Origin of the sequence: Anaerotruncus massiliensis (ex Togo et al. 2026), from assembly GCF_030825285.1 — a bacterium.
In the GTDB taxonomy this organism is placed as follows: Bacteria; Bacillota; Clostridia; order Oscillospirales; family Ruminococcaceae; genus Anaerotruncus; species Anaerotruncus massiliensis.
Window position 1 is genome coordinate 1 of the sequence record NZ_JAPJQF010000090.1, and the last position, 5251, is coordinate 5251.

Annotated in this window: 4 protein-coding genes; 2 read left to right on the forward strand and 2 right to left on the reverse strand. The window is 63.5% G+C overall.

Going from position 1 to position 5251, the window contains the following annotated elements; all coding sequences use genetic code 11:
* Positions 1–95: 95 nt before the first annotated feature.
* Positions 96–854, reverse strand: a complete 759-nt coding sequence (locus RCI06_RS14075) for a creatininase (protein WP_302823412.1) — start codon at positions 852–854, stop codon at positions 96–98.
* Positions 855–1053: 199 nt separating this feature from the next.
* Here RCI06_RS14075 and codA point away from each other — a divergent pair, with 199 nt between their 5' ends.
* Complete coding sequence (gene codA, locus RCI06_RS14080) at positions 1054–2388, forward strand: cytosine deaminase (RefSeq protein WP_306576410.1); 1335 nt, start codon at positions 1054–1056, stop codon at positions 2386–2388.
* Here the strand turns inward: codA and RCI06_RS14085 are convergent.
* Positions 2320–3510 (reverse strand): PucR family transcriptional regulator, encoded by a 1191-nt coding sequence (locus RCI06_RS14085; protein ID WP_306576411.1) that lies wholly within the window; start codon positions 3508–3510, stop codon positions 2320–2322. The genes codA and RCI06_RS14085 overlap by 69 nt on opposite strands.
* Positions 3511–3649: 139 nt before the next feature.
* On the opposite strand from RCI06_RS14085, the gene RCI06_RS14090 reads away from it, so the two are divergent.
* Complete coding sequence (locus RCI06_RS14090; protein WP_121587652.1) at positions 3650–5062, forward strand: ADP-ribosylglycohydrolase family protein; 1413 nt, start codon at positions 3650–3652, stop codon at positions 5060–5062.
* Positions 5063–5251 lie beyond the last annotated feature (189 nt).

Genomic DNA, 5251 nt, shown 5'->3' on the forward strand with positions numbered 1-5251 from the left:
AAACCCCCCGCTGCCAACGCCGGGGGGTTTTTTGCGCATCCGGGGCGTGCAAAAACCGGGCGGCGGGTCCATACGGACCCGCCGCCCTGTTTTTGTCAGCCTGGGAAGGCCGTACCGACGATCTCGACGAGGCGTGGGAGAACCGCCTCGACGATCAGCCGCCCCTTTTCCGCCGAGGAGGAACGCGCGGTCGCGAGGACCCCGGTGGAGGGAATGGCGTCTTTATCGATGGGATATTTGAAGTAGGGGCAGGGCGCGGCGCCCTTTGAATCGACGATGAGCTCCTCCCGCACAAGCTCGGGCGCGAAGTAGAGCATGAGGGAGGTCTCGGTGATCGCCGCGTGCTCGAACGCCCAGCCGGGGAAGGGCACCTCGTCGAAGAGGCGGCCGATCAGTTCCTCGGGCATGGGGTCCCACCAGTTGGAGAGCAGGAGGGTGACGCGGTCCCCATAACGGGCGCTGCACAGGTCCATCGCCTCGATGAGGAAGGGGTCGTTTTCAAAGTGCGCGTTCATAATGAAGATTTTGGTGAAGCCGTCCCGCACGAACTCGTCGAACAGGTCGGAGGCGAGCTGCTGGAGCGTCGCGCCGTTCAGGTCGATCGTGCCGGGAAAGAGGGGCCCGCCGCCGCTCAGGGGCTTCGACTTATAGCCGTAGGAGAGGGTGGGGGCGACCACGCCGCCGACCGCCTGGGCGAGCCGGCAGGCGAACTGCTCGGCGAGCACCGCGTCCACGCAGAGCGGCAGGTGCGGCCCGTGCTGTTCGGTCGCGCCGACCGGGAGGATGAGGACCCGGTCCTTTTTCGCCTCAAATTCCCGCCAGGTCATCCGTTCCATCTTGACTTCTTCAAACATACAGCGCCCTCCTTTTGGATGTTCATCACATAATCAAATGATAAGGGAAAAGGATTGTGGCTACAATGTACAAAAAGTCCGAAAGCTCGCCAAATGCTTGTACGCAGGGTACAATGACGAAGCCGTTTCGCTGTGCTATGCTTTTTAACAGAGAACACGGCGGCCACCGGCCCGCCTGGATCAAAGGGGATTTCTGCACATGAAGAGAACCTTATTTCTGAACGCGAAGCTCAAGGGCGCCGCCGGCGTCACCGACCTTTTGGTGGAGGACGGCGTCTTTTCGGAGATCGCTCCCGGCTTGGGCGCCCGGTATCCGGAGGCCGAGCGGGTGGACCTCGGCGGGAAGCTGACGCTTCCGCCCTATGTGGAACCGCACATCCATCTGGATTATGTATATACGGCGCGCGAACCCGGCGCGAAAAACCACAGCGGGACCCTCTTCGAGGGCATCCAGCGCTGGTCGGAGACAAAGGGCGGCATGTCCGGGGCGGAGATCAAGCGCCGCGCCCGCATCGCCCTGCGCAAGCAGATCCTGAGCGGCATCCAATACGTCCGCACCCATGTGGACGTGACCGACCCCAACCTCACCGGCCTGAAGGCGATGCTGGAGCTGCGCGAGGAGGTCTCCGACCTCGTCACCATGCAGATCATCGCCTTCCCGCAGGAGGGGATGTACTCCTTCCCGGGCGGCGACCGGCTCGTGGAGGAGGCGCTTAAAATGGGCGCCGACGTCGTCGGCGCGATCCCGCACTTTGAATTCACCCGCGAGTTCGGGCTGCGCTCGGTCAAAAGGGCGGTCGAGCTCGCGGTCAAATACGGAAAGCTCGTGGACATCCACTGCGACGAGACGGACGACGAGCAGTCCCGCTTCCTCGAGGAGCTGGCCGCGCAGGCCTACCTCGGCGGCATCGGCGAACTGACCACCGCCAGCCACACCTGCGCGATGGCCTCCTACAACAACGCCTACACCGCCAAGCTCTTTAAGCTGCTCAAGCTCGCGAAGCTCAACTTCATCTCCTGCCCGACCGAGAACATGCATCTTCAGGGCCGGTGCGACAGCTACCCCAAGCGCCGCGGCGTGACCCGCGTGCCCGAGCTGCTCGCCGAGGGGCTCAACGTCTGCTTCGCGCAGGATTCGATCTCCGACCCGTGGTATCCGCTCGGTTCGGGGAACCTCATGAACATCCTCGACGCCGGCCTGCACGCCTGCCAGCTCACGAGCATCGAGCAGATCTACGGCGCGCTCGACCTGATCACGGTGAACGGCGCGAAGACGCTGCACATCCAGGACGCCTACGGCATCGCGCCGGGCAGGGACGCCAACTTTATCGTGCTCAACGCCGCCGACGAGTTTGACGCGGTCTGCGAACGCGCGAGCGTCGCCTGCTCGGTGCGCGGGGGAGAATTCCTCTTCCGGCGGTTCGAGCAGGTCGAAACCGACCGGGGCTTTTTGCGGGAGGAACCGCTATTTTTCGATGAATTCCGCGGCAAGGATGCTGTTGAAGAGTTCGTGCCGGACAAACGCATCGTCTAAATCCTTGGCGAGCAGCCCCTTGATCGTATTGAGGCGGTAGATGAGGGTGTTGCGGTGGATATAGAGCGCCTGGGAGGTCCGCAGCAGGTTGCAGTTGTTGTAGAGGTAGCTGCGCAGCGTGCCCACGAGGTCGGAGCCGTTCTTCCGGTCCGCCTCGAGCAGCGGCCCGAGGTTCTCCCGGGAGTACTTCCGGATCTCCTCGGGGTTCTCGATTTCAAAGAAGAGCCGGAAGATGCCGAGCTCGGAATAGTGCAGCACCTGTTCCCGGCTGATCCCCTTGGCCATCGTGGCCAGCGCCTTTTTGGCCTCCGAGTAGCTCGTCCGGATGGGGCAGCCCTTCTGGCACACCCGCCCGAAGCCCAGGCGCAGCGGCGCGTGGGGATAGCGCTTGGAGAGCACGCCGAACGTCTCGGTGAGGCATTTGTCAAGCGCGGCGGCGTCCCGTTCGGTCTTGCCGAGCGCGAGGCAGACGACCGTGTTGAGATATCCCATCGCCAGGACGCTGCGCCCCTCCCCCTCGCCGCACGATTTGAGGGTGTGGGAGAGGTCGCTCTTGATGGTGTCCAGGGCGGCGGCCGCCGGGTCCCCGGCCTGGATCTCCGCCACCGCGATGAAGCGGAAGGCGCGCTGGGGGATCCCGAACAGCCCGGAGAGCTCCTCGAAGGTGCGGCTGTCGTCCGCGGAAAAGAGCAGCTGTTCCAGGAACCGCTGCCCCTTCTTCGACTGCTCCTTGCGGTACATAATGTTTTCGGAGATCTCCTGCGTCACGTCGATCAGCTTGACGTCCCAGGGCATCTCGAAGAGCGGGAAGCAGGACGCGTCGGCCAGCTCGACCAGCGACGGGGGGATCTCGGGGATGTAGCGTTCCCCGGTGAGCATGACCATGCCGGCCAGCCCCTTGGAGACCGATTCACGCATAAGGGAGAGCAGGCTCTCCTCCCCGCAGTCGAGACCCGCGCCCGAAATGAAGATCAGCTCCCCGCCGTGCAGCCACTGGGAGATGGTCGAGGTGGTGCAGATGAACGGCCAGGAGATCTGCCGGTAGAGCCCCTTTTCACCGGCGACCAGCCGGATCTGCCTGAAGTGCCTGAGGCCCTTGAGGTCCGCGCAGGAGATGGACATGGGGCGCCCTCCTTCCAAAACAGTGCAGGCGGCAAACGCAAAAAAACCTGATCGTACCAGCCTGAAAGTATCAGGACCATTATAATACAACCCCCATTTTTTGACCATGTCATAATTTTACAGATAGGAGTGTTACCGCATGAAACAAGCGTGGGAATGGGATTACGAAATGTTCAGCGGCGCGGTGCCGGTGAAGGACCGCACCGACCTCATCCAGTGGGACAACCTTTTGGAGGGCAAGTTCCTCGAGGAGGCGCGCCAGATGCTCGAGAGCGGCAAGGGCGCGTGGACCAAGCCCCTGCCCGAGTCGAAGGCGCCCTACTCCAAGATGCTCGGCGCGATCAGCAGCATGGCGAACATGGGCTACGACGTCACCGAGGCGGACAAGCTCATCCCGCTGGCGTTCGACGCGATCCGGGAGGACCGCCTCATCGACCTGCAGGTCCTCAACGCGCGGGTGTTCAAGGCGCTCGCCGAGGCCCCCAAGATCGAGGGGCACCCCTACTGGTCCTACGTGGTCTACGAGAGCTTTGAGCAGTACCTGCAAAACGCGCAGCTCTGCGACTATCCCGATTACCGGCTTCCCGGCCGGGAGGAGCTCTTCGACCGGGTGCACGCGGGCTGGCTGGGCGAGATCATCGGCTCGGCGCTCGGCACGGCGGTGGAGGGCTTCAAATCCTCCCGGCTGTGGGAGGTGTTCGGGGAGATCGACGGCTACGTCAAGCCCCCCGAGACCCTCAACGACGACATCACCTTCGAGCTCGCGCTGCTCGAGGCGTTCCGTGAAAAGGGCTACGCGATCGATTCCGACGACATCGCCGACAAGTGGGTGGGGCTCATCCCCTTCGCCTACACGGCCGAGGAGGTCGCCCTGCGCCACATGCGCTCGGGCATCTATCCGCCGCAGAGCGGCTACCTCGTCAATCCCTACCGCGAGATGATCGGCGCCGCGATGCGTGCAGCCATCTGCGGCGCGCTCGCCCCCGGCAGGCCCAGGCTGGCCGCCGAGCTCGCCTGGAAGGACGGGCGGGTCTCCCACCACAACAACGGCATCCTCGCGGAGGTCTTCAACGCGGTGCTCGTCTCGATGGCCTACGTCGAGACCGACATGCGCACCGTTCTGGAGAAGGCGATGCGCGCCATCCCGATGGACAGCGAGTTCTACACCGTGCTCGAGTTCGCCTTCGAGGCGTGCGAGAAATCGGCGACCTACCGCGAGGCGTGGGAGCTGTGCGAGGAAAAATACAAGCACTACAACTGGGTGCACTGCTACCCGAACATGGCCTCCGAGGTGATCGCGATCTACTTCGCGGGCAACGACTACCAAAAGGCGATGAGCATCCTGATGATGTCCGGGCAGGACAACGACTGCACCGGCGGCCCGATCGGGCACGCCTACGGCGCGATGCTCGGGACGGCGGCGCTCGACAAAAAGTTCACCGAGCCGCTCGAGGACCGGCTGGACACCTACGTGCGCACGATGGAGACCCAGAGCATCACCTCCCTTTCGGAAAAGACGACCGACGCGATCTTAAAGCACTGGCAGGAATAACGGACCCAGGAGGAAAGGAAGCCTCTTAACGATAAGCTAGGAAGAAAGGAAGTTATGAAACCATGAAAAGATCCATCTCTCTGCTTCTCTGCCTCGCGCTCTTAGCGGGCGTCTTCGCGGGCTGCGCGACCGCCCCCGCCCCCTCGCAGGCCAGCCAGGCCCCCGCTTCCGAAGCGGGGGCCTGGCTGG